The organism is Massilia luteola, from assembly GCF_034420155.1.
GTDB lineage: Bacteria > Pseudomonadota > Gammaproteobacteria > Burkholderiales > Burkholderiaceae_D > Telluria > Telluria luteola.
This window is the reverse complement of the sequence record NZ_JAXOFN010000002.1, coordinates 499,925-520,917: the sequence shown is the minus strand read 5'-3', so window position 1 is coordinate 520,917 and position 20,993 is coordinate 499,925. Positions and strand designations below refer to the sequence as shown.

Genomic DNA, 20,993 nt, shown 5'->3' with positions numbered 1-20,993 from the left:
TATAATCCAAGCTTCTAACCGGGAATCATGTTCCCGCCCGGATGCGGCGGCGTTGTCCTTCGCATCCATCTCCCCTGGCAGTCGCTGGTGCCGGCGCAACCGCGCCGTCCCGCACCCGACTGTGTTCGCCTTGTGCCGGCGCCGCCGGCACCCACCAGGTCGGCGCAGCAGCGCCGAGCACATCGATCCGAAAGGCCGAAGACGATGACTCTTCCATTTCCGCCCAGGCTGGCCCAACGCCTGTCTCCCGATAACTTTGTTCTTGCGACCGATCTTGACGGCACCTTGCTGGCAGGTGGCGTCGAGGCGCGGCGCCGCGTGCGCGAGCTGTTTTCCGCCGCGGAATCGACGCGCGGCGCGCGCCTCGTGTTCGTGACCGGCCGCGGCCTCGAATCGATCCTGCCGCTGCTGAGCGACCCCACGATCCCGGCGCCGGACTACATCATTGCCGACGTCGGCGCCACGATCGTGCGGGGCGACCTGAGCCCGGTCGACGAATTGCAACAGGAAATCGCCGCACGCTGGCCGGGGTCGCAAGCCGTGTTGAAAGCGCTGGCCGGCTTTCCCGGCCTGCGGCGCCAGAGCGTGCCGCAGGAGCGGCGCTGTTCGTTCCTCGTCAGCGAGGGCGACGTCACGCCCGAGTTGCATGCCGCGGTCGACGCGCTCGGCTGCGATCTGCTGCTGTCGGCCGGCTGCTACCTCGACGTGCTGCCGCGCGGCGTCGCCAAGGGCCAGGCCGTGCTGCGCCTGGCGCAGGCGGCGGGGATCGCACCCGCGAACATCGTCGTCGCCGGCGATACGCTCAACGACCTGTCCATGTTCGAGACCGGCCTGCGCGGCATCGTCGTCGGCGGGGCCGAGCCCGCACTCGTCGAGCGCGTGCGCAAGCGCCCGCTCGTCCATATCGCGGCGGGGGAAGGCTGCGACGGCATCCTGGAAGGCCTGGCCCACCACGGCGCGTTGCGCGCAGCGCGGGACGAGGCCGCCGCGCCGGTCCCGTCCGGCAAAGCCGAGCTCGTCATGGTCTACCACCGCCTGCCCTACGACGAAGCGGTCGAGGACGGCGTGCTGCACCACCGCCGCCCGAAGAGTCCGAACGGGATCATCCCGACGCTGCTGCGCTTCTTCGCCGGCAGCCGCGCCGGCTCATGGGTCGCCTGGTCGCAGCAGGACAGCAGGAGTCCGGAAGGCTTCGTCTCCCACGTCCATGTCGACCGCGAACGCTACCCGAACCTGGAAGCGGCGCGCATCGCCCTGACCGCCGACGATATCGACGTGTTCTACAAGAAGTTCTCCAAGGAAGCCTTCTGGCCGATCATCTTCTCGTTCCCCGACAAGGCCGAGTTCCGGCAGGCGCACTGGGAGCGTTTCCTGGAGGTGAACCGGCTGTTCGCCGAGCAGACCGCGCGCGAGGCCGCCGACGGCGCCGTCGTGTGGGTCCACGACTACAACCTGTGGATGGTGCCGGCCTTCCTGCGCCCGCTGCGCCCGGACCTGCGGATCGCATTCTTCCACCACACCGCATTCCCGTCGAGCGACGTCTTCAATATCCTGCCGTGGCGGCGCGACATCATCGGCAGCCTGCTCCAGTGCGACTACATCGGCTTCCACATCCCGCGCTACGTCGAGAATTTCGTCGACGCGGTGCGCTCGTTCGCGCCGGTCGAGGTGTGCGGGACGGCCGCCTGCGCGCCGCGCTTCCTCACCTATGGCTGCGCGCTCGGCGTCGACACCATGACGACCGCCGTGGAAGTGGGCGGACGCCGCGTGAGCCTGGGCGCGCATCCGGTCGGCACCGATGCCGCGATGGTCGCGCGCGTCGTCGCGACGCCGGACGTGCGGCAGCGCACGGCCGCCATCCGGGACTACCTGGGCGGCGCCACCGGCATCGTGTCGATCGAGCGGCTCGATTACGTCAAGGGCACGCTCGAGAAGCTCCAGGCCTTCGAGCGCCTGCTCGAGTCGCACCCGGAACATATCGGCAAGGTCACCCTGCTCAACATCATCACGCCCGCCGCGCAAGGCATGGAAATCTACGCAAGCCTGCGCGAGGAAGTGGACCGCACCGTGGGCCGCATCAACGGCCGCTTCTCGACGCTCGACTGGGTGCCGGTACGCTACTTCTACCGCTCGCTGCCGTTCGACGAGGTCATCGCCCACTATGCGGCATGCGACGTCGCCTGGATCACGCCCCTGCGCGACGGCCTGAACCTGGTGGCGAAGGAATTCGTCGCCGCGAAGAAGGCGGCCGGCACCTCCGGCGTGCTGGTCCTGTCCGAGTTCGCGGGCGCGGCGGTCGAACTGCACGGCGCGCTGCTCACCAACCCGTACGACGCGAACGCGATGACGGCGACGCTGCACCAGGCGTTGACGATGGGCGCGGACGAGCGCGCCTATCGCACGGCGCGCATGGGCATGATCGTGGCCGAGCACGACGTCGCCCGCTGGGGCGACGACTTTCTGGCGGCCGTTGCCGCGGCCGGACCGGAACCGGAAAGCGTGCTGCGCGAACGCGAGGCGTGACGCCGACATGGACGGGCAGGGTGCCGGGATTCGCGCTGTCGGTGCGGGAAATGATGACAAAATGGCTGTGGCGCGCATGCGGCGCCATTTGCCCGTGGGCACGAAAACGTTTGTGCCCCTGCGGAATCTCGGTGAAAATTGCCGCTTAACGACTCCTCGGTTGAATTTTTCAGCCGCCAACCGACGTTCATGAACGCACCCGAGCACTCGACCAAGCCCAGTCCCCCGTCCCTCCGTGCCGCCATCGCGCACCGCTTCAGCCTCCTCGACGACAAGGCCGACGATGCCGACATCGACCGCAGCCTGCGCGCCGGCGTGGAGCTGAGCGGCGCCACGCCCTGGATCCTGATGCTCGCGATCGTGATCGCGTCCGTTGGCCTGAACACCAATTCGACGGCCGTGATCATCGGCGCCATGCTGGTGTCGCCGCTGATGGGCCCTATCGTCGGGGTCGGGTATGGCATCGGCATCTTCGATTTCGCACTGATTCGCCGTTCGCTCGCGAACCTCGCGATCGCGGCCGGCATCAGTCTGCTGACGTCCACCCTGTATTTCATGGTGACGCCCCTGGCCGAGGCCCAGTCCGAACTGCTGGCACGGACCACGCCGTCGCTGTGGGACGTGCTGATCGCGCTGGCCGGCGGCCTCGCCGGCATCATCGGCCAGACGCGCCGCGAAAAATCCAACGTCATTCCCGGCGTGGCCATCGCGACGGCGCTGATGCCGCCGTTGTGCACGGCGGGCTTCGGGCTGGCGAACGGGAACTGGGCGGTGTTCGGCGGGGCGTTTTACCTGTTCTCGATCAACTGCGTCTTCATCGCCTTCGCCGTCGTGATCGTCATTGAATTCCTGCGCCTGCCGAGGCACGAATTCGTCGATGGCACCAAGGGGCGCCGGGTCAAGCGCGCCTTGTTGTGCATCGTGTTGCTGACTGGCCTGCCAAGCATATTCCTGGCCGCGCGCCTGGTCGACAACGAATTGTTCAGCAGCCGCGCGCGCGACTTCGTGCGCAGGGAATTCAAGGCGGTCCCCCAGGTGCATGTGCTCGAGACGCGCGTGGTCCCGGGGTCGCGCGACATCGAGGTCACCCTGATCGGCGCACCCATGCCAACGGCGGCGATCAAGGCCATCGAAGGGCGGCTCGGCGCGGGCGGATTGCCGCAGGCGCGCCTGCGCGTGCACCAGGCCGAGCCCGGCGACACCAACAAGATCGACGTCGGCAGCCTCAAGGCGGATATCCTCGCCGAGATCGTACGCAACAGTCAGCAGACGGTGCAGGACAAGGATGCGGAAATCGCCGCCCTCGAGGCCAAGCTGACTGTCCGGCAGGATCACGTGCGGCAGGCCGCCGCCGTGACGCGTGAATTCGAAGCCCAGTATCCGCAGTGCGGGAACGTGCTGTTCGGCACAGCCGTACCGCCTGACGCCAAGGAGGGCGGGGTGCCCATCCTCAGTGCCGACTGCCGCCGGCTGCCGCGGGCGAGCGAGGTGCGGCGCCTCGAAGAGTGGCTCAAGGTGCGGACCGGCAGCGCCACGGTGCGCCTGGCCCTTGCCGCCAGCCGCGGCAAGATCGTTCACCTGGCCGACGCCGCGCCGGCAGGCGCTGTGGCGCCGGGCGCCGTGCACTAGTTCCTTCCGGCCGACTGGTTTCGCCGGAAGCAGGACCGTCGCCCCTGCGAAGGCAGGGGCCCAAGGCAGCTGCGTCTCGCGGCATCCCGGGATGCCGCGCCGCGCGTCACGCCACCGCGCCGACGGACGGCGTCACGCGCGCAGGCGCCTCAGCGCGCGACCTGCAGCGTCCCGTCCACCATGCGCGCCAGCCCCAGCGGATTGTCGTCGCGCAGCGCGTCCGGCAGCAGCTCGGCCGGCACGTCCTGGTAGCACACCGGCCGCAGGAAGCGCTCGATGGCGGTGGCGCCCACCGACGTGGTGCGGCTGTCCGACGTGGCTGGGAACGGGCCGCCGTGCACCATCGCGTGGCACACTTCGACGCCGGTCGGGAAGCCGTTGAACAGGATGCGGCCGGCCTTGCGTTCCAGCGTGCGCATCAGCTTGCCGGCCAGCGCGCGGTCGGCGGCCGTCGCGTGGATCGTCGCGGTCAGCTGGCCCTCGATGTGGCGTGCGACTTCCAGCAGTTCGTTCTCGTCCTTGCACGCGACGATCAGCGAGGTCGGGCCGAAGATCTCTTCTTCCAGCGCGCTGTTGGCGAGGAAGGTGGCGGCGTCGGTCTGGTAGAGGGCCGCCTGGGCGGCGCAGCCGCAGCCGTCGGAGCTGCCTTGCGCGACCAGTTCCACGCCGGCGAGCCCGGAACGGCGCGTCACCGCGTCGACATAGGTCTGGTGGATGCCGGCGGTGAGCATCGTGCCCGCGCCCTTGGCGGCCATGGCTTCGGTGGCGGCGGTGCGGAACACGTCCAGTCCGGCGCCGGCCAGGCCGATCACGAGGCCCGGGTTCGTGCAGAACTGGCCCACGCCCATGGTCAGCGAATCGACGAAGCCCTGCGCCAGTGTCGCGCCGCCGGCGGCGAGGGCGCCAGGCAGCAGGAAGAACGGGTTAATGCTGCTCATCTCGGCGTAGACCGGGATCGGTTCCTTGCGCGCGCCCGCCGCGTTCACGAGCGCGAGCCCGCCCGCGCGCGAGCCCGTGAAGCCGACCGCCTTGATGGCCGGGTGCGACACGAGGGCCTGGCCGATCTCGAAGCCGGTGCCGATCAGCATGGAGAACGTCCCTTCCGGCATGCCGCAATCGACCACGGCCTGGCGGATCGCCTTGGCGACCAGCTCCGACGTGCCCAGGTGGGCGTTGTGGGCTTTCACGACGACCGGGCAGCCGGCCGCCAGCGCGGACGCCGTATCGCCGCCGGCGACCGAGAACGCGAGCGGAAAGTTGGAGGCGCCGAACACGGCGACGGGGCCCAGGCCGATCTTGCGCATCCGGAGATCGGGACGCGGCGGCGTGCGCTGGGGCAGGGCGGCATCCAGCGTCGCGTCGAGGAAGTGGCCGTCGCGCACGACCTTGGCGAACAGGCGCAGCTGGTTGCAGGTGCGTCCCCGTTCGCCTTCGAGGCGCGCGGCCGGCAGGCCCGATTCGGCGGCCGCGCGCTCGATCAGCAGCGGGCCGATGTCCATGATGCGGTCGGCGATCGTTTCCAGAAAGCGCGCGCGCTGCTCGAGCGGCGCGGAACGATACGCGTCGAAGGCCTGCTCGGCGAGCAGGCAGGCGGCCGCGAGGTCGTCCATGGTGGCCGCGCCGAACACGGGTTCGATCTCGGCGCGCGTGGCCGGGTTGAAGGCGCGCAGCGTCGCGGCGCTGCCGCGCACGGCCTGGTTACCGATGATCATTTCGCCTTGGATGGTCATGAGGGCTCCTTGTCTGTCTCTAAAAAAAAGCGCCGCCGGGGCCTTGTCGGCCGCGGCGGCGGTGCGGTGCGATCGAACGTTAATTGTATCGAATCACGCGGATTCCCGTTGGCGCGGGAATCGTTTCATCAGAACGAGTACTGCGCCTGGATCGTGTAGCGCGGGCCGCTCATGAAGACCTGGCGGGTGAAACTGCCCGCGTGTTGCTCCATGATCTGGCGGGTGTACGCGTTCGTCAGGTTCGTGGCTTCCAGGCCGACGCGGAACTTGTCCGTGAAGTCGTAGAAGATCGAACCGTCCAGCTGGCCGTACGGCGCCTGGTACAGCGGCAGGCCGAATGCCTGGTCGTTGACGGTCGTCGGGATCAGGTACTTGTCGGCCGGCGCGGCCGGGTTCGTGTTCAGGCCGTTGTTGCCGCGGCTGCCCCACTGGTTCACGCCCAGCAGGTAACGCGAACGCCAGTTGTACGCGAGGCGCATCGACAGGCCGTGCTGCTCGTACATGACCGCGAGGTTGATCGTGTGGCGCGACAGGCCCTGCAGCGGGGTCTTGCCGAACGCACGTCCGTCGGTATCGCAACCGTTGATGTACAGGTTGTAGTTGGACGACGCGTCGTTACCCTGGCACCAGGCGTTGTACACCGGCTTGTTCAGCGTGCGCTCGCTCGACACATAGGTCCAGCTTGCCTGCGTGCCGATGCCCTTCAGCCAGTCGGGGACGAAATCGTAGTACTGCTGGTGCGCGATCTCGAAACCGCGGGCGAAGCCCTTGGCGCCGTTGACCGGGCCAGTGACGACGAAGGTCTGCGGCTTGCCGGCCACGTCGGTCGCGGTGTAGTTGTAGGCCTGCGTGGTGATGATGTCTTTCAGGTCCTTGTTGAACACCGCGAAGGTCAGCGAACCGGCCTTGGCGAAGTACCACTCGGCGGTCAGGTCGATGTTGGTCGACGTCGTCGGCTTCAGCATGGCATTGCCGTCGCTGGTGCCGGTCAGGCTGGTGCCGTCGATATGGACCGCGGTCGTCTTGCCCGAAGCGTCCTTGGTGGTCGTCTGCAGGTTCGTGGCGTTCAGCGTCGTCTGGACCTGCAACTGGCCGAAGTCCGGACGCGCCATCGCCTTGGCGATGGCGAAGCGGAACTGCAGCTTGTCGCTGTACTTCAGGCGCAGGTTCAGGCTCGGCAGCCAGTTGCTGTACGAATTGTGGACCGCCATCTGTTGCGCGAACGGGGCGATGGTGATCAGGTTTTCCTGGCCGGACAAGGTGGCGCCATCCGTTGCCGTGATGGTGGACGGCGGCGTGTACGCGACGTAGCCGCTGCCGGAGTCGTTCGTCCGCACGTAACGCAGGCCGACGTTGCCGTCGATCGGGTACTTCAGGTCATCCCAGCCGAAGCGCAGCTGTCCGTAGGCGGAGCGGGTCTTCTCGCTCTGCTTGTTGGTCGCGGCGGGATCGTTGAAGGTCGCCGGTACCCACGGGTCGCAGGTCGAACCCTGTTCCTTGCACAGGACGTCGTGGTAGGCGTGAATCTTGGCCCATTCGTCTGGGAAGCCGCGCACGGTCGCCTCGTCGGCGAACAGCATCGGCGGGAGGTTGTATTTGCCGCCGAAGAAGTTGTCGATCTGCTGCAGCGACGCGCCGCCGGCGAAACGCGGATCGCCCAGGCGGGCAACGTGCGGGATCTGCCAGCCTTCCATCCACGGGAACGTGATCGCCTGCCAGTTGTAGAACTTCTGGGCCTTGTGGTTCTCGCCATCGCGGTTGGCGAGCCGCACGCCGAAGCGCACGTCGCGCAGCACCGGATTGTCGAAGGTGTACCTGAAGTCCGACTTCCATGCGTTCTGCGTCGCCAGGGCGTGGTCCAGCGCCTCCTGGGTATAGGCCCAGTAGTAGTTGTTCGGATCCGCCATGTAGGCCGCCGAACCCAGCGTGATCTGCGGGACCCTGCCGGTCATGTCCATCGTCTGGTTCGGCATGATGAAGCCGGTCGACACGTCGGCGTCGAAGCCCTCGGTGGTCGAACGGACGTGCTGGAAGTCGTTGGTCCAGGTCAGGTCCGGGGTGACGCGCCACTGCACGTTCAGCGAGGTGTCCGCCGTGCCGTTGACACGCTTGTTGATGCGCTGCGAGCTGTTGAACGGCGAGCCGCCATAGGTCGGGTTCGAGATCGTGCCGCTCTGGAACACGCCATTGCTGTTGAAGACGGCGTCGGCGCTGGCAACCTGCTGGTACCACTTGTCCTCGGACGAGGAAACGACGTGCTCGTCCAGGTCTTCGGTGTAGTGCGTCTTGAAATAGGTGAGCGACGCCGTCAGGTCCTTGTTCGGACGCCACTGGAAGGCGGCATAGTCGCCGCGGCGGTCACGGTCGAAATTCTGCGAGCGATAGCCGACGCCCAGCGGAATCCACTGCGTCTTGGCCGGATCGTACTTGGCCGGATCGGTCGAATTCACGTGCGGCCAGTACGGGTCGACGCCCACGCCATCCGAACGGGTCGGGCTTTTCGCCTTGGCGAAATCGACCAGCGCGCCGAATTCGCCGAACGTGTCCGACTTCCAGCGGTTCGACAGCAGGACCGTGCCGGTCGGGGACGGGGCGCCCTTGCGCAGCGTGGAATACGTTTCCGACACGCCCAGCGAGCCCTTGAAGCCCTTGTAGTCGAACGGCATCGCGGTGCGCAGGTTGACGAGGCCCGCGACGGCGCCTTCGATCTGTTCCGCGGACGGGTTCTTGTAGACGTCGACGCCGGCCATCAGCTCCGGCGCCACGTCGGCGAAGCCGAGCGAGCGGCCGCCGCCGGCCGAGAACGCGTCGCGGCCGTTGATTTCCGAACGCACGTAGGTCAGGCCGCGCACCGACACGCCCGAGCCTTCGACGGACTGGCGGTTCGGGTCGCCCGCCATGTTGCGGTCGATCGTGACGCCGGCGATACGCTGCAGCACCTCGGTCACCGAACGGTCCGGCAGCTTGCCGATGTCTTCGGCGACGATCGAGTCGACGACTTCGTCCGAATCCTGCTTGAGTTTTTGTGCCGATTGCAGCGCGGCGCGCTGGCCGCTGACGACGACGACGGCCGCCGGGGCGGCGTTCGGATCGGTGTTGGTGCCACCGTTCGTCTGGGCCCAGGCTGCGGCGCTGGAAAGGACGGCTACGTGCGCAACCGCAGCCGCGATTGCGGTCTTCTGGAACTTCCTCATTATCTCCCCCGATGTACAGGTAGTGTTTTTATAACAAGCTCTAACAAAGCCAGGGTTGTTGTGATGCCTAACACTGGTTGTTGTACGCTACCATAAATCTTTTCTCCTTGGCTCATGTGCGTGTCAGTTTTGTGACAACGCAACACGCTGCCGTGTGCCCGTGGTGGAAAGGACGCCGCCGCGAGGCCTCACTCCCGGTCGGACGTGCGGCGGGGAGTGCGCGCCGCCCAACCGCTGGCAAGGCACTGAATTTGCGAGTGAAAACGGGAATTTTCAGATCGCGGCCGTGATAGCGTACAAAATCGTTCCCAGCAGTAAGATCACGATTCAATGTTATACGCAATCGATTTCATGGCCGTCAAAAAAATTTGTCAGACGTGAGATAAATACAACAATTGTGACCTGAAAGCGCTATCTTTTCACAGCGTCGCGCAGTGTATCCCTGTAGGACCACTAAACACACTAAACGCCTCGCCGGAAGACATATTTGGCTGTTAGCGCGAACATTTTCCTTGCGCCTCTAACATCGATTCGCTTAGCATAGCAATAAGTAGTGCTGGAAAACTATACGGAGATCCCATGCGCACCACGCTTACCCGCCTTGCCGCCGCCGCGCTGGCTGTTTTCGCCGTGGCCGGCGGCGCCTCGCTGGCTCTCGTTCCCGTCCCGGCTTGCGCCGCCGCAGGCGCCGGTCACTACAAGCACTTCAGGACCGCGATCTACATCCCCGTGAACGTCACGCAGAGCCTCGCCGACCCGCAGGTCTTCGCGCACCAGTTCGCGCGCGCCATGAGCCAGGTCCCGTTCGACAAGGTGTATATCGAAGGCTACCGCGACCACCACTTCGCCAGCGACGCCGAGATCGAGGCCGTCAAGCGCCAGTTCCAGGCGAAGGGCATCGAGGTCGCGGGCGGCGTCACGCTGGCGGCGGGCGGCTTCAACGGCCAGTTCATGACCTTCGACTACGAGTCGCCACAGGACCGCGACACCTGCAAGCGCGCGATGGCGCTGATGGCGCGCCACTTCGACCATGTGATCCTCGACGACTTCACGTTCTACACGTCGAAGTCGGACGCCGACATCAAGGCCAAGGGCGCGCGCACGTGGACCGACTATCGGCTGTCCACGATGCGCAAGGTGTCGCAAGACCTGATCCTCGCACCGGCGCGCGCCGCCAACCCGAACGTCAAGGTCGTCATCAAATATCCGAACTGGTACGAGCATTTCGAGGGCCTCGGCTTCGACCTCGCGCAGCAGCCCGAGATGTTCGACGGGATCTACGCCGGCACCGAGACGCGCGACCCGGTCATCACCGACCAGCTGCTGCAGCAGTACGAGTCGTACAACATCATCCGTTACTACGGCACCTTGCGCCGCGACGGGAAGAACGGCGGCGGCTGGGTCGACACGTATTCGATCCGCTACGTCGACCGCTACGCCGAGCAGCTGTGGGACACGCTGCTGGCGAAGGCGCCCGAGATCACGCTGTTCAACTGGCACCCGGCCGCGCAGGACACGCCGGCCGTCGCGGGCGAGCGCCCGTGGGCGCACGAGGACACGAGCTTCAACTGGGACCGCATCGTGGCCGACTGGACGTCCGCCCATCCGGACGCGAAAGCGCCGCCGGGCTGGGGCCTCGCGGCCGGCGCGGCGCTGAAGCAGATCGACGCCGCGCTGGACCAGCTGGGCAATCCGACCGGCATCCCGACCTACCGGCCCGCCAATTCGTCGTCCGCCGAAGACTTCCTGCCCAACTACCTGGGCAACGTGGGTATCCCGATCGCGCTGACGGCGCGCTTTCCGCAGGATGCGCGGACGATCCTGCTGACGCAGGCCTCGGCCAGCGATCCGGACGTGCTGAACAAGGTGAAGCGCCAGCTGGAAGCGGGGAAGTCCGTGTTCGTGACGTCCGGCTTCGTCAAGGCGACGCAGGACCCCGGGCGCAAGGACCGGGGTTTCCAGGACCTCGTCGAGGTCTACGCGACGGGCAACCAGGTGCTCCTGAACGACTACTACAACGGCTATGGCGCGGGCAACGGCGAATCGCTGCGCGACGATCCGAAGGTCGCGCCGCGCGACGTGCTGTTCCCCGAGCTGCATTACTTCACGAACGACGCCTGGCCGATCGTGCGCGGCGTGGCGGGCGCGCGCGGCTTTCCGGTGCTGCTGATGAACCGGTATTCGAAGGGCATTCTCTACATCCTGTCCATTCCCAGCAATATCGGCGACCTGTATAGTATGCCGCCAGGCGTGATGAACAGCGTGAAGAAATACCTGATGGCCGACGCGCCCGTGCGCATCGAGGCGCCGGCCGGCGTGAGCCTGTTCACCTACGATAACGGCGCGTATGTGATCGAGTCGTTCCGCGATGCCGCGACGACCGTGAAGGTCGTGAAGCACGCGGCGCCGGGCACCCGGCGTCCGGCGGCCGAGACGGTGCCGGGCGCGGGCCGCGACACCGCGAGCGACGTCGTGATCCCGGCGCACAGCTTCCGGGTTTTCAAGAGCTAAAAGGTGTATGTACGCGTGATGGAGACGGTTCGATGAAGTCGCTGAAGCCCGGCCCGTATTGGTCCTCGATGGTCATGGCGCTTGCGCTGGCATTGCCGGCGGGGAGCGCGGGCGCGCAGCAGGCGCCGTACGTGTGGGACAGCGTCGTCATCGGCGGCGGCGGCTTCGTGACGGCCGTCGTGCCCAGCCGCGCCACGCCCGGCGTCGCGTACGCGCGCACCGACGTGGGCGGCGCCTATCGCTGGGATCCGCGCCGCAAGCGCTGGTCGCCGCTGCTCGACTGGGTGGCGGAAGGCGAGACGGGCTACCTCGGCATCGATTCGCTGGCCGTCGATCCGCGCGACGCCGACAATATCTGGCTCCTCGCCGGCATCGCCTACCTGAACGGCGGGCGCACCGCGATCCTGCATTCGACGGACGCGGGCAAGACCTTTTCCATCGTCGACGTCACGCACCAGTTCAAGACCCACGGCAACGGCATGGGCCGCCAGGACGGCGAGCGCCTCGTCGTCGACCCGGGCAACAGCAGGCTTCTGTACGTCGGCACGCGCCGCGACGGCCTGTTCAAGAGCACCGATGCGGGCCGCACCTGGACCCGCGTGGCGGGCCTGCCGGTCACAATCACGCCGAACGACGTGGGCATCGACGTCGTCGTGCCCGACCCGGCCAGCGTGCGCGACGGGCAGGCGCGCCGCGTGTTCGCCGGCGTGTCGCGCTTCGGCGCCGTCGGGCCCAACCTGTACCGCAGCGACGACGGCGGCGCCACGTTCGTGCCGGTGGCCGGCGCGCCCGTCGACCTGATGCCGCAGCGCGCCGTGCCGGATGGGGCAGGGAACCTGATCGTCACGTTCGCGAATGGCGCGGGTCCGCATCCGGACCGCAGCGGCCGCGAGCCGATGGACCGGGGCCAGGTCTGGAAGTACGCGATCGCCAGCGGCGCGTGGACGAACATCACGCCGGCCGGCTGGACCCGGCCCTTCGCCGGCATCAGCGTCGATCCGAAGAATCCGCAGCGCCTCGTCGTGTCGACCATCAACACGTATTTGCCGCAGGGCGACGCCAAGGGCGACCGCATCTTCCTGTCGCACGACGGCGGCGCCTCCTGGACCGACGTGGTCGCACGCGGCTTCGTGCGCGACGCGGCCGGGGTACCGTGGCTGAAGGGCCATGCGATCCACTGGGCCGGTTCGGTCGAATTCGATCCGGCCGACACCCACGCCGTGTGGGTCACGTCCGGCAACGGCGTGTTCCGCACCGCGAACATCGACGCGGCGCCCGCCACGTGGACCTTCACGGTGGACGGCCTGGAAGAGACGGTGCCGCTGGACTTCGCCAGCATCCCGGGCGGCCCGCTCGTCTCGGCCATCGGCGATTACGACGGCTTCCTGCACGACGACCCGGCGCGCCACGGCCGCATCCACGATCCGCAGATCGGCACCACGACGGGCCTGGCCATCGCGGCCAGGGACTCCCGCACGATGGTGCGCGTGGGCGACAGCATGCTCGTCACGCACGACGGCGGCGCCCACTGGAAGAAGACGGCCGCGCTGATGGGCCGGCGCGGACACGTCGCGCTGTCGGCCGACGGCGCCGTGATCCTGCATGCGCCCGAAAAGGCGAACGACGTCTGGCGTTCGGGCGACGGCGGCGCCACGTGGACCCGGGCGGCGGGCCTATCGGCACCGGACCTGCGGCCGGTGGCCGACCCGCTCGACGCGCACGTGTTCTACGTCTACGACGGCGCGGCGCTGCTCGCCAGCACGGACGGCGGCGCGACGTTCGCTCCGCGTGCCGCGCTGCCTGCCGGCGGATCGCACCGCGTGCGCGTCGCGCCGGGCCGGAAAGGCGACGTGTGGGTCGCACTCAAGAACGGCGGCCTGGTACGTTCGGTCGACGGCGGCGCGCACTTCACCGCGCTCGCGCCGGTGCGTTACTGCGGCGCCGTCGGCTTCGGCAAGGCGGCGCCGGGACACGATGACCCGGCCGTCTACATCTGGGGCGATGTCGGCGGCGTGCGCGGCATCCACCGGTCGATCGACGCCGGCGCCAGCTGGACCCGCATCAACGACGACGCCCACCAGTACGGCGGACCGGGCGACGGCCAGTTCATCGTGGGCGACATGAACCGCTACGGCGTCGTCTACATGAGCACCGCCGGCCGCGGCATCATCTACGGCCAACCCGCCGCGCATTGACGGCGCTTGGACAGCGATTTTTATGGCCCCATTTTGTAATCGATTTCATAACATGACGCCCACTCGAATGCTCACGGTCGCGCGCAAGGCCGCGCACAAATCGATTCTCGCGCTGGCGCTGGCAAGCGTCGGCTGCGCGGCACTGGCCGCGCCCAGCCTCGTGCTGCGCTACGACCGCCCGGCCCAGGACAACGACCAGGGCTGGGAACGCGAGGCGCTCCCGATCGGCAACGGCCGCATCGGCGCGATGGTGTTCGGCGGTGTCGCGCGCGAGCACCTGCAGTTCAACGACATCACGCTGTGGTCGGGCGACGCCACGACGATGGGGGCATACCAGCCGTTCGGCGACGTCGTCGTCGACCTGCCGGGCCATGACGCCGACGCCCGGGACTATCATCGTACGCTCGACCTCGAGCACGGCATCCACGCCGTCACGTACACGCACGGCGGCGTCCACTTTCGCCGCGAGACGTGGGCCAGCCATCCGGCGCAGGTGATCGTCCTGCGCCTGACGGCCGACCGGCCCGGCCAGTACAGCGGCTCGATCGCACTCTCCGACCGCCACGGCGCGCACCTGGCGGCCGCGCACAACCGCCTGTATGCGACGGGCACGCTCGCCGGCTGGACCCTGCCGGGCCAGGCGCCCAGCACGAACGCGCTGGATTACGCGAGCCAGGTGCAGGTCGTGAACGAGGGCGGCAAGGCGGTCGTCGAGGGCGACCGCGTCGTGTTCAGCGGCTGCGATGCGCTGACCCTGATCCTGGGCGCGGGCACGAGCTATGTCGCGGACGCCGCGCGCCACTTCAACGGCGGGGCGCCGCTGGCGCGCGTGACGGCCCAGGTCTCGACCGCGGCCGCGCGGCCCGTCGCCGACCTGCGCGCCGAGCACGAACGCGACGTCGCCGGCCTGCTGGGACGCGTGCAGCTCGATCTGGGCACGAGCGCGCCGGAGCGCAGCGCGCTGCCGACCGACGCGCGCATACTGGCCTACACGAAAGCGGGCAACGATCCGGAACTGGAGGCGCAGTACTTCCAGTATGGCCGCTACCTGCTGGCCTCCAGCTCGCGCGACTCGCTGCCGGCCAACCTGCAGGGCCTGTGGAACAACAGCCTCACGCCGCCGTGGAATTCGGACTACCACACGAACATCAACATCCAGATGAATTACTGGCCGGCCGAGGTGACGAACCTGTCCGCGCTGGCGCAGCCGTTCTTCGGCTTCGTCACGAGCGTCGCGCCGGTGTGGCGCCAGGCGACGGCGGCCGAATTCAAGACCAGGGACGGCAAGCCGGTGCGCGGCTGGACCCTGCGCACGGAATCGAATCCGTTCGGCGCGATGGGCTATTTGTGGAACAAGACGGCGAACGCCTGGTATGCCCAGCACTTCTGGGAACACTACGCGTTCACGCAGGACAAGGCGTTCCTGGCCAACGTCGCCTATCCGATGATGAAGGAAGCGAGCGCGTTCTGGCAGGACTACCTGAAGGAACTGCCGGACGGCCGCCTCGTCGCGCCGCAGGGCTGGTCGCCCGAGCACGGCCCGGTCGAGGACGGCGTCACCTACGACCAGGAGATCGTCTGGGACCTGTTCAACAACACGGTGGAGGCGGCCGGCATCCTCGGCGTCGACCAGGCGCTGCGCGCGCGCCTCGCGCAGATGCGCGACAAGCTCGCGGCGCCGAAGGTCGGCAGCTGGGGCCAGCTGCTCGAGTGGCTCGAGGAGAAGAAGGATCCGGTGCTGGACACGCCGGGCGACACGCACCGCCACGTCTCGCACCTGTTCGCCCTGTACCCGGGCCGCCAGATCAGCCCCGCGCGCACGCCCGCGCTGGCCGCGGCGACGAAGCGCACGCTGGAAGCCCGCGGCGACGCCGGCACCGGCTGGTCGATGGCGTGGAAGATGGCGTTCTGGGCCCGCCTGTACGACGGCGACCACGCGTACACGATGCTGCGCGGCCTGCTGGCCACTCCCGGCGCCCGCGCGGCCCAGCAGGCGGGGCCAGGCTCGGAGCACAACAATGCGGGCGGTACCTACCCGAACCTGCTGGATGCGCACCCGCCGTTCCAGATCGACGGCAATTTCGGCGCCACGGCCGGCATCGCGGAAATGCTGCTGCAGTCGCAGGCCGGCGCGATCCAGCTGCTGCCGGCGCTGCCGTCCGCGTGGCCGGATGGTGAAGTCAAGGGCTTGCGTGCGCGCGGCGGCTTCGAGGTGGACATGCGCTGGCAGCGCGGCCGCCTCGTCGATGCCGCCGTGCGTTCGGTCGCCGGCGGCGGGAGCGCGACGGTGCGCTACGGCGACCGGACCGTCGCGTTGACACTGCGCCCGGGCGAGAGCCGGCGCCTGGACGCGGCACAGTTTTAAGAAGTTCAAGGGCCGACCCGGGAGGTCGCCTTTTTGCAGTGAGCGGGCGCCGTCATTCGATGGGCCCTTTGTTTGTCAAGAGGAGATGTAAATGTATCAGTTCAAGAAAACAGCCATCGCGCTGGCGGCCACGCAAATCGCGTTGCTGGCCAGCGGGATGGCGGTCGCGCAGACGGAGGGCCAGCAGGTCGCCGGTGCCAACGTGGTCGTCGTGACGGGCCAGCGCAAGGCGCTGGACTCGGCGCAGGCGATCAAGCGCGATTCCGACGAGATCGTCGATTCGATCGTCGCCGACGACATCGGCAAGCTGCCGGACCGTTCGATCACGGAGGTGCTGCAGCGCGTCGTGGGCGTCACCATCGACCGCACGATGTCCAAGGGCGACCCGGAACACTATTCGGTCGAAGGCTCGGGCGTGACCATCCGCGGCCTGTCGTACACCCGCTCGGAACTGAACGGCCGCGACTCGTTCTCCGCGAACGGCGGCCGCGCACTGAACTTCGAAGACGTGCCGCCGGAACTGATGGCCGGTATCGACATCTACAAGAACCCGTCGGCGGAACAGATCGAAGGCGCCATCGGCGGCCTCGTGAACCTGCGCACGGCGCTGCCGTTCGACTTCAAGGGCCGCAAGATGGCCGCGTCGCTGCAGGACACGTATTCGGAACTCAAGAAGGGCAAGCGCCAGCCGTCCGGCTCCTTCATGTTCTCGGACCGCTGGAAGACGGGTTTCGGCGAAGTCGGCGCCCTCGTCGACCTCGCGTATTCGGAAAGCGGCACCCGCACCGACGCCTTCCAGGTCGAGCCCTACTACCAGCGCGGCGACGTCGTCACCGGCCAGAACGTGTGGGTGCCGAAAGGCTCGCAGTACCGCACGCTGAACTTCGACCGCAAGCGCGAAGGCATCTACGGCGCCCTGCAGTGGAAGAAGGACGCCACGCTGAACTCCACGCTGACGTACTTCAAGTCGAAGTACCGCATGCAGTGGGACGAACAGGCGATCTTCTCGTCCGCCAGCCCGTACAATATCGGCGTCACGAACGGCACCTACGGCGCCAACGGCCAGCTGCTGACCGGCACGTTGACCGACACGGCCGACAAGGGCATCGACTTCGGCGCCGACACGCGCGCCGCGAACCGCAATTCCGCCACGACCGACATCTCGTGGCACCTGACCTGGCGTCCGTCCAGCGATTGGCAGATCGACACCGACGTGCAGCGCGTGCGCGCGACGAGCAAGAGCTTCGACTCGACGGTCGCCACCGCCGTCAAGATGCCATATGAGAACGTCGACCTGTCCGGCTCCGTGCCGAAGCTCACGTTCGATCAGTACCAGACGGCGTACCTGGCCGATCCGAACAACTACTACTGGGCGTTCACCCAGGAGCACTTCGACGACAGCCACGCGGGCGAATGGGCGTGGAAGACGGATGCGAAGTACACGTTCGACAGCCCGATCCTGCGCGACGTACGTTTCGGCGTGCGCCTGACGAAGGCCGATTCGACGACGACGAACTCGAATCCGAGCTTCAACTGGGCCGCGGTCAGCCAGCCGTGGCAGGGCGACGTCAACGGCAAGCTCGCCTATCTCGGCGACCCGCGCTTCTCGAACCAGACGCAGCTCCACCAGTTCACGAACTTCTTCAACAACGACACCCCGGTCCCGGCGCTCGTGTTCCCGAACGTGGCGCTGGCCACCGGTTATCCGGGCAGCTATGCGACACTGCACAGCTACCACGACATCCTGTGCCAGCAGGCGAACAAGGATACCGGCTCGTCCAACCCGTGCACGCCCTGGGCGCCGGCAACGTTCGGCACCGACCCCGCGGGCACGAACGACCTGTCCGAGCGCACCGGCGCGTTCTACACGCAGCTGCGCTTCGGCTTCGACGACCTGAAGTATCCGATCGACGGCAACATCGGCGTGCGCTACGTGCAAACGCTGCTGAAGGCGCGCGGCTACACGGTGTTCAATCCGACCTACACCCAGCCGGCGGCCGGCACCACCGTGGTCGGTCCGGCCATCCCGAACATCGCCGGCTTCTCTGCCGCGCAGGATGCGAGCAACAACTACCACAACGTCCTGCCGAGCCTGAACCTGCGCATGAAGGCGACGGACAAGCTGCAATTCCGCTTCGCCGCCGCGATGGGCATCTCGAAGCCGGACTATTCGCAGCTGCAGAGCTATGCGACGCTGTCGGAAAACGTCGATTCGACGATGGACACGCCGACCAACACGCTGCACGTGAATAACGTCACGCTGACCGGCACGGGCAGCGGCAATCCGAACCTGAAGCCGATCCAGTCGCGCCAGGTCGACCTGTCGGCCGAATGGTATTTCGCGCCGGCCGGTTCGCTGACGTTCGCCGTCTTCAACAAGCAGCTCAAGGACATCATCATCAACCAGTCCTACGGCTACAATGTGACCGGCACGGACGGCAAGCCGTACACGTTCACGGTCACGGGCCCGGTCAACGGCGCGCGCGGCCACGCGCGCGGCGCGGAGATCGCGTACCAGCAGTACTTCGACAAGCTGCCGGGCTGGATGTCGGGCTTCGGCGTGCAGGCCAACTACACGTACGTGGGCAGCAAGCAGGACCTCTACCACCCGGTGTTCTCGGCGTACTGCTCGGGCAGCAGCTCGGCGGCGAACTACAACCTGAACCTGAACGGCTGCGACACCAATGGCACGACGTTCGGCGACCTGCCGCTGCAAGGCCTGTCGCGCCAGTCGTATAACCTGGCCCTGCTGTACGACAAGGGCAAGGTATCGGCCCGCCTGGCGTACGCATGGCGTTCGAAGAGCCTGCAGAACGTGAACGTCAACGGCACCAACGGCGGCGACGGCACCGACACCAATCCGGCCAGCCCGGCCGTCGGTACGCATAGCGTCGCGTGGGCGCTGCCGACGTGGTCCGACAGTTACGGCCAGCTGGACGGTTCTGTCTTCTACAATATCAGCGAGAACCTGTCGCTGGGCGTCGAGGCGCAAAACCTGACCAACGCCAAATACCGACAGCTGATGCAGCAGTCGATCGGCATGATGACCCGCGCGGTCTTCGTGTCCGGCCGCCGCTACACGGCGTCGCTGCGTTACTCGTTCTAAGCGAGTCGCGGACGGGCGGCCGCATGGCCGCCCGTCTTTTCAACCACGATAACGATTGGAGACCCGTTCGCGCATGAAAACCGTATCCTTCCGCCTGCTGGCGACAAGCCTGCTCCTCGCCGTCCAGGCCGCCCACGCGGCGACGCCGTCCCCCGAACTGCCCCGCATCGTCGGCAAGGACGGCCACTATGCCTTGATGGTCGACGGCGCGCCGTTCCTCGTGCTGGGCGGCCAGGCCCAGAATTCCAGCAACTACCCGGCCGCCTTGCCGAAGGTCTGGGCCGCGCTCAAGGATGCGCATGCGAACACGCTGGAGATCCCGGTCGCGTGGGAGCAGATCGAACCGAAGGAAGGCACCTTCGATTTCGGCTACGTCGACAAGCTCGTGCAAGAAGCGCGCGAGCACAAGATGCGCCTCGTGCTGCTGTGGTTCGGCACCTGGAAGAATACCGGCCCGGCCTACACGCCGGAATGGGTCAAGTTCGACAACAAGCGCTTTCCGCGCATGATCGACAAGGACGGCAAGACGAGCTACTGCCTGTCGCCGTTCGGCACGGCCACGCTGGCGGCGGACAAGAAGGCGTTCGTGGCGCTGATGGAGCACATCAGGAAGATCGACGCCGACAAGCGCACCGTGATCATGGTGCAGGTGGAGAACGAGGTCGGCACCTACGGCGTCGCGCGCGACTATGCGGCGCGGGCCCAGGCCGCGTTCGGGCAGCCGGTGCCGGCCAGCGTCCTCGCGCACCAGCCGCCGCCCAAGGGCCGGGCGAAGCAGGGCACGTGGAGCGAGGTGTACGGCGACTACGCCGAACAGTATTTCCACACCTGGGCCATCGCCAGCTACATCGAAGACATCGCCAGGGCCGGCCGCGCCGTGTACGACCTGCCGATGTACGTGAACAATGCGCTGCGCGACCCGCATGTGGACGAGGCGACGCCTCCATGGAAGGCGGACTTCGCCAGCGGCGGCCCGACCTACGACGTGATCGGCATCTACAAGGCGGCCGCGCCGCACATCGATTTCGCCGGCCCGGACATCTACATGCCGGAATCGAACAAGGTCAGCGCCACGCTGCAGCTGTTCCAGCGTCCCGACAATCCGCTGATGGTGCCGGAGATGGGCAATGCGGCGGGTTATGCGCGCTACGTCTACCAGATCATCGGCAAGGGCGCGCTGGGCGTGGCGCCGTTCGGCATCGACTACGCCATGTACAGCAATTACCCGCTCGGCTCGAAGTTCACCGACCGCCGCATGGTCGAGCCGTTCGCCAAGGTCTACGACGTGTTCGCGCCGATGCAGCGCGTGTGGGCAAAGTGGGCGTACGAAGGCCGCACGTACGGCGTGGCCGAGGGCGACGACCGCAAGCCGCAGACCGTCGCGATGAACGGCTGGGACGCGCACCTGTCGTTCCGCGAATTCCAGTTCGGCGAACGCGAATACCTGAAGGACAAGAACGAGTACCCCGACGGCACGGAACATCCGTCCGGCGGCGTCGCGATCGCGCAGATCGGCCCGAATGAATTCGTGCTCGTGGGCCAGCAGATCCGCGTCAAATTGTCCGGCACCGGCCCCAACGCCGGCAAGCCCGCGATGTTCGCGCGGGTGGAAGAGGGCCATTACGACGCCGATGGCAAATGGATCATGGAACGCAACTGGAACGGCGACGAGACCGACTACGGCCTGAACCTGCCGGCCGTGCCGACCGTGTTGAAGGTAAGGATGGGGACGTACTAAAT

Annotated in this window: 9 protein-coding genes; 7 read left to right on the top strand and 2 right to left on the bottom strand. The window is 67.2% G+C overall.

What is annotated here, in order from left to right; genetic code table 11:
• The first annotated feature begins 204 nt into the window (after positions 1-204).
• Entirely contained in the window at positions 205-2,523 is a 2,319-nt protein-coding gene (gene ggpS, locus U9J41_RS05245; RefSeq protein WP_322400642.1) for a glucosylglycerol-phosphate synthase, read from the top strand.
• Positions 2,524-2,712: 189 nt separating this feature from the next.
• On the top strand, positions 2,713-4,152 hold the full coding sequence (locus tag U9J41_RS05240) for a DUF389 domain-containing protein (protein ID WP_322400641.1): 1,440 nt from the start codon (positions 2,713-2,715) through the stop codon (positions 4,150-4,152).
• A gap of 149 nt (positions 4,153-4,301) precedes the next feature.
• On the opposite strand, the gene U9J41_RS05235 is transcribed toward U9J41_RS05240, so the two are convergent.
• Positions 4,302-5,882, bottom strand: coding sequence for an aldehyde dehydrogenase (NADP(+)) (locus tag U9J41_RS05235; RefSeq protein ID WP_322400640.1), 1,581 nt, complete (start codon positions 5,880-5,882; stop codon positions 4,302-4,304).
• A 128-nt stretch (positions 5,883-6,010) separates the two neighbouring features.
• Positions 6,011-9,076, bottom strand: coding sequence for a TonB-dependent receptor (locus U9J41_RS05230; protein ID WP_322400638.1), 3,066 nt, complete (start codon positions 9,074-9,076; stop codon positions 6,011-6,013).
• A gap of 579 nt (positions 9,077-9,655) precedes the next feature.
• On the opposite strand from U9J41_RS05230, the gene U9J41_RS05225 reads away from it, so the two are divergent.
• The 5 genes from U9J41_RS05225 to U9J41_RS05205 all read left to right on the top strand — a co-directional run bounded on the left by U9J41_RS05225 (position 9,656) and on the right by U9J41_RS05205 (position 20,991).
• Positions 9,656-11,587: a hypothetical protein gene (locus U9J41_RS05225; RefSeq protein ID WP_322400637.1), complete on the top strand. Its 1,932-nt coding sequence runs from the start codon at positions 9,656-9,658 to the stop codon at positions 11,585-11,587.
• Between the two features lie 32 nt (positions 11,588-11,619).
• Positions 11,620-13,782, top strand: coding sequence for an exo-alpha-sialidase (locus U9J41_RS05220; protein WP_322400636.1), 2,163 nt, complete (start codon positions 11,620-11,622; stop codon positions 13,780-13,782).
• 52 nt (positions 13,783-13,834) lie between these two features.
• On the top strand, positions 13,835-16,147 hold the full coding sequence (locus tag U9J41_RS05215) for a glycoside hydrolase family 95 protein (RefSeq protein ID WP_322400635.1): 2,313 nt from the start codon (positions 13,835-13,837) through the stop codon (positions 16,145-16,147).
• 91 nt (positions 16,148-16,238) lie between these two features.
• Positions 16,239-19,253, top strand: coding sequence for a TonB-dependent receptor (locus U9J41_RS05210; protein ID WP_322400634.1), 3,015 nt, complete (start codon positions 16,239-16,241; stop codon positions 19,251-19,253).
• 73 nt (positions 19,254-19,326) lie between these two features.
• A complete protein-coding gene (locus tag U9J41_RS05205) occupies positions 19,327-20,991 on the top strand; it encodes a GH35 family beta-galactosidase (RefSeq protein WP_322400633.1) in 1,665 nt (554 codons plus the stop codon).
• Positions 20,992-20,993: the final 2 nt, after the last annotated feature.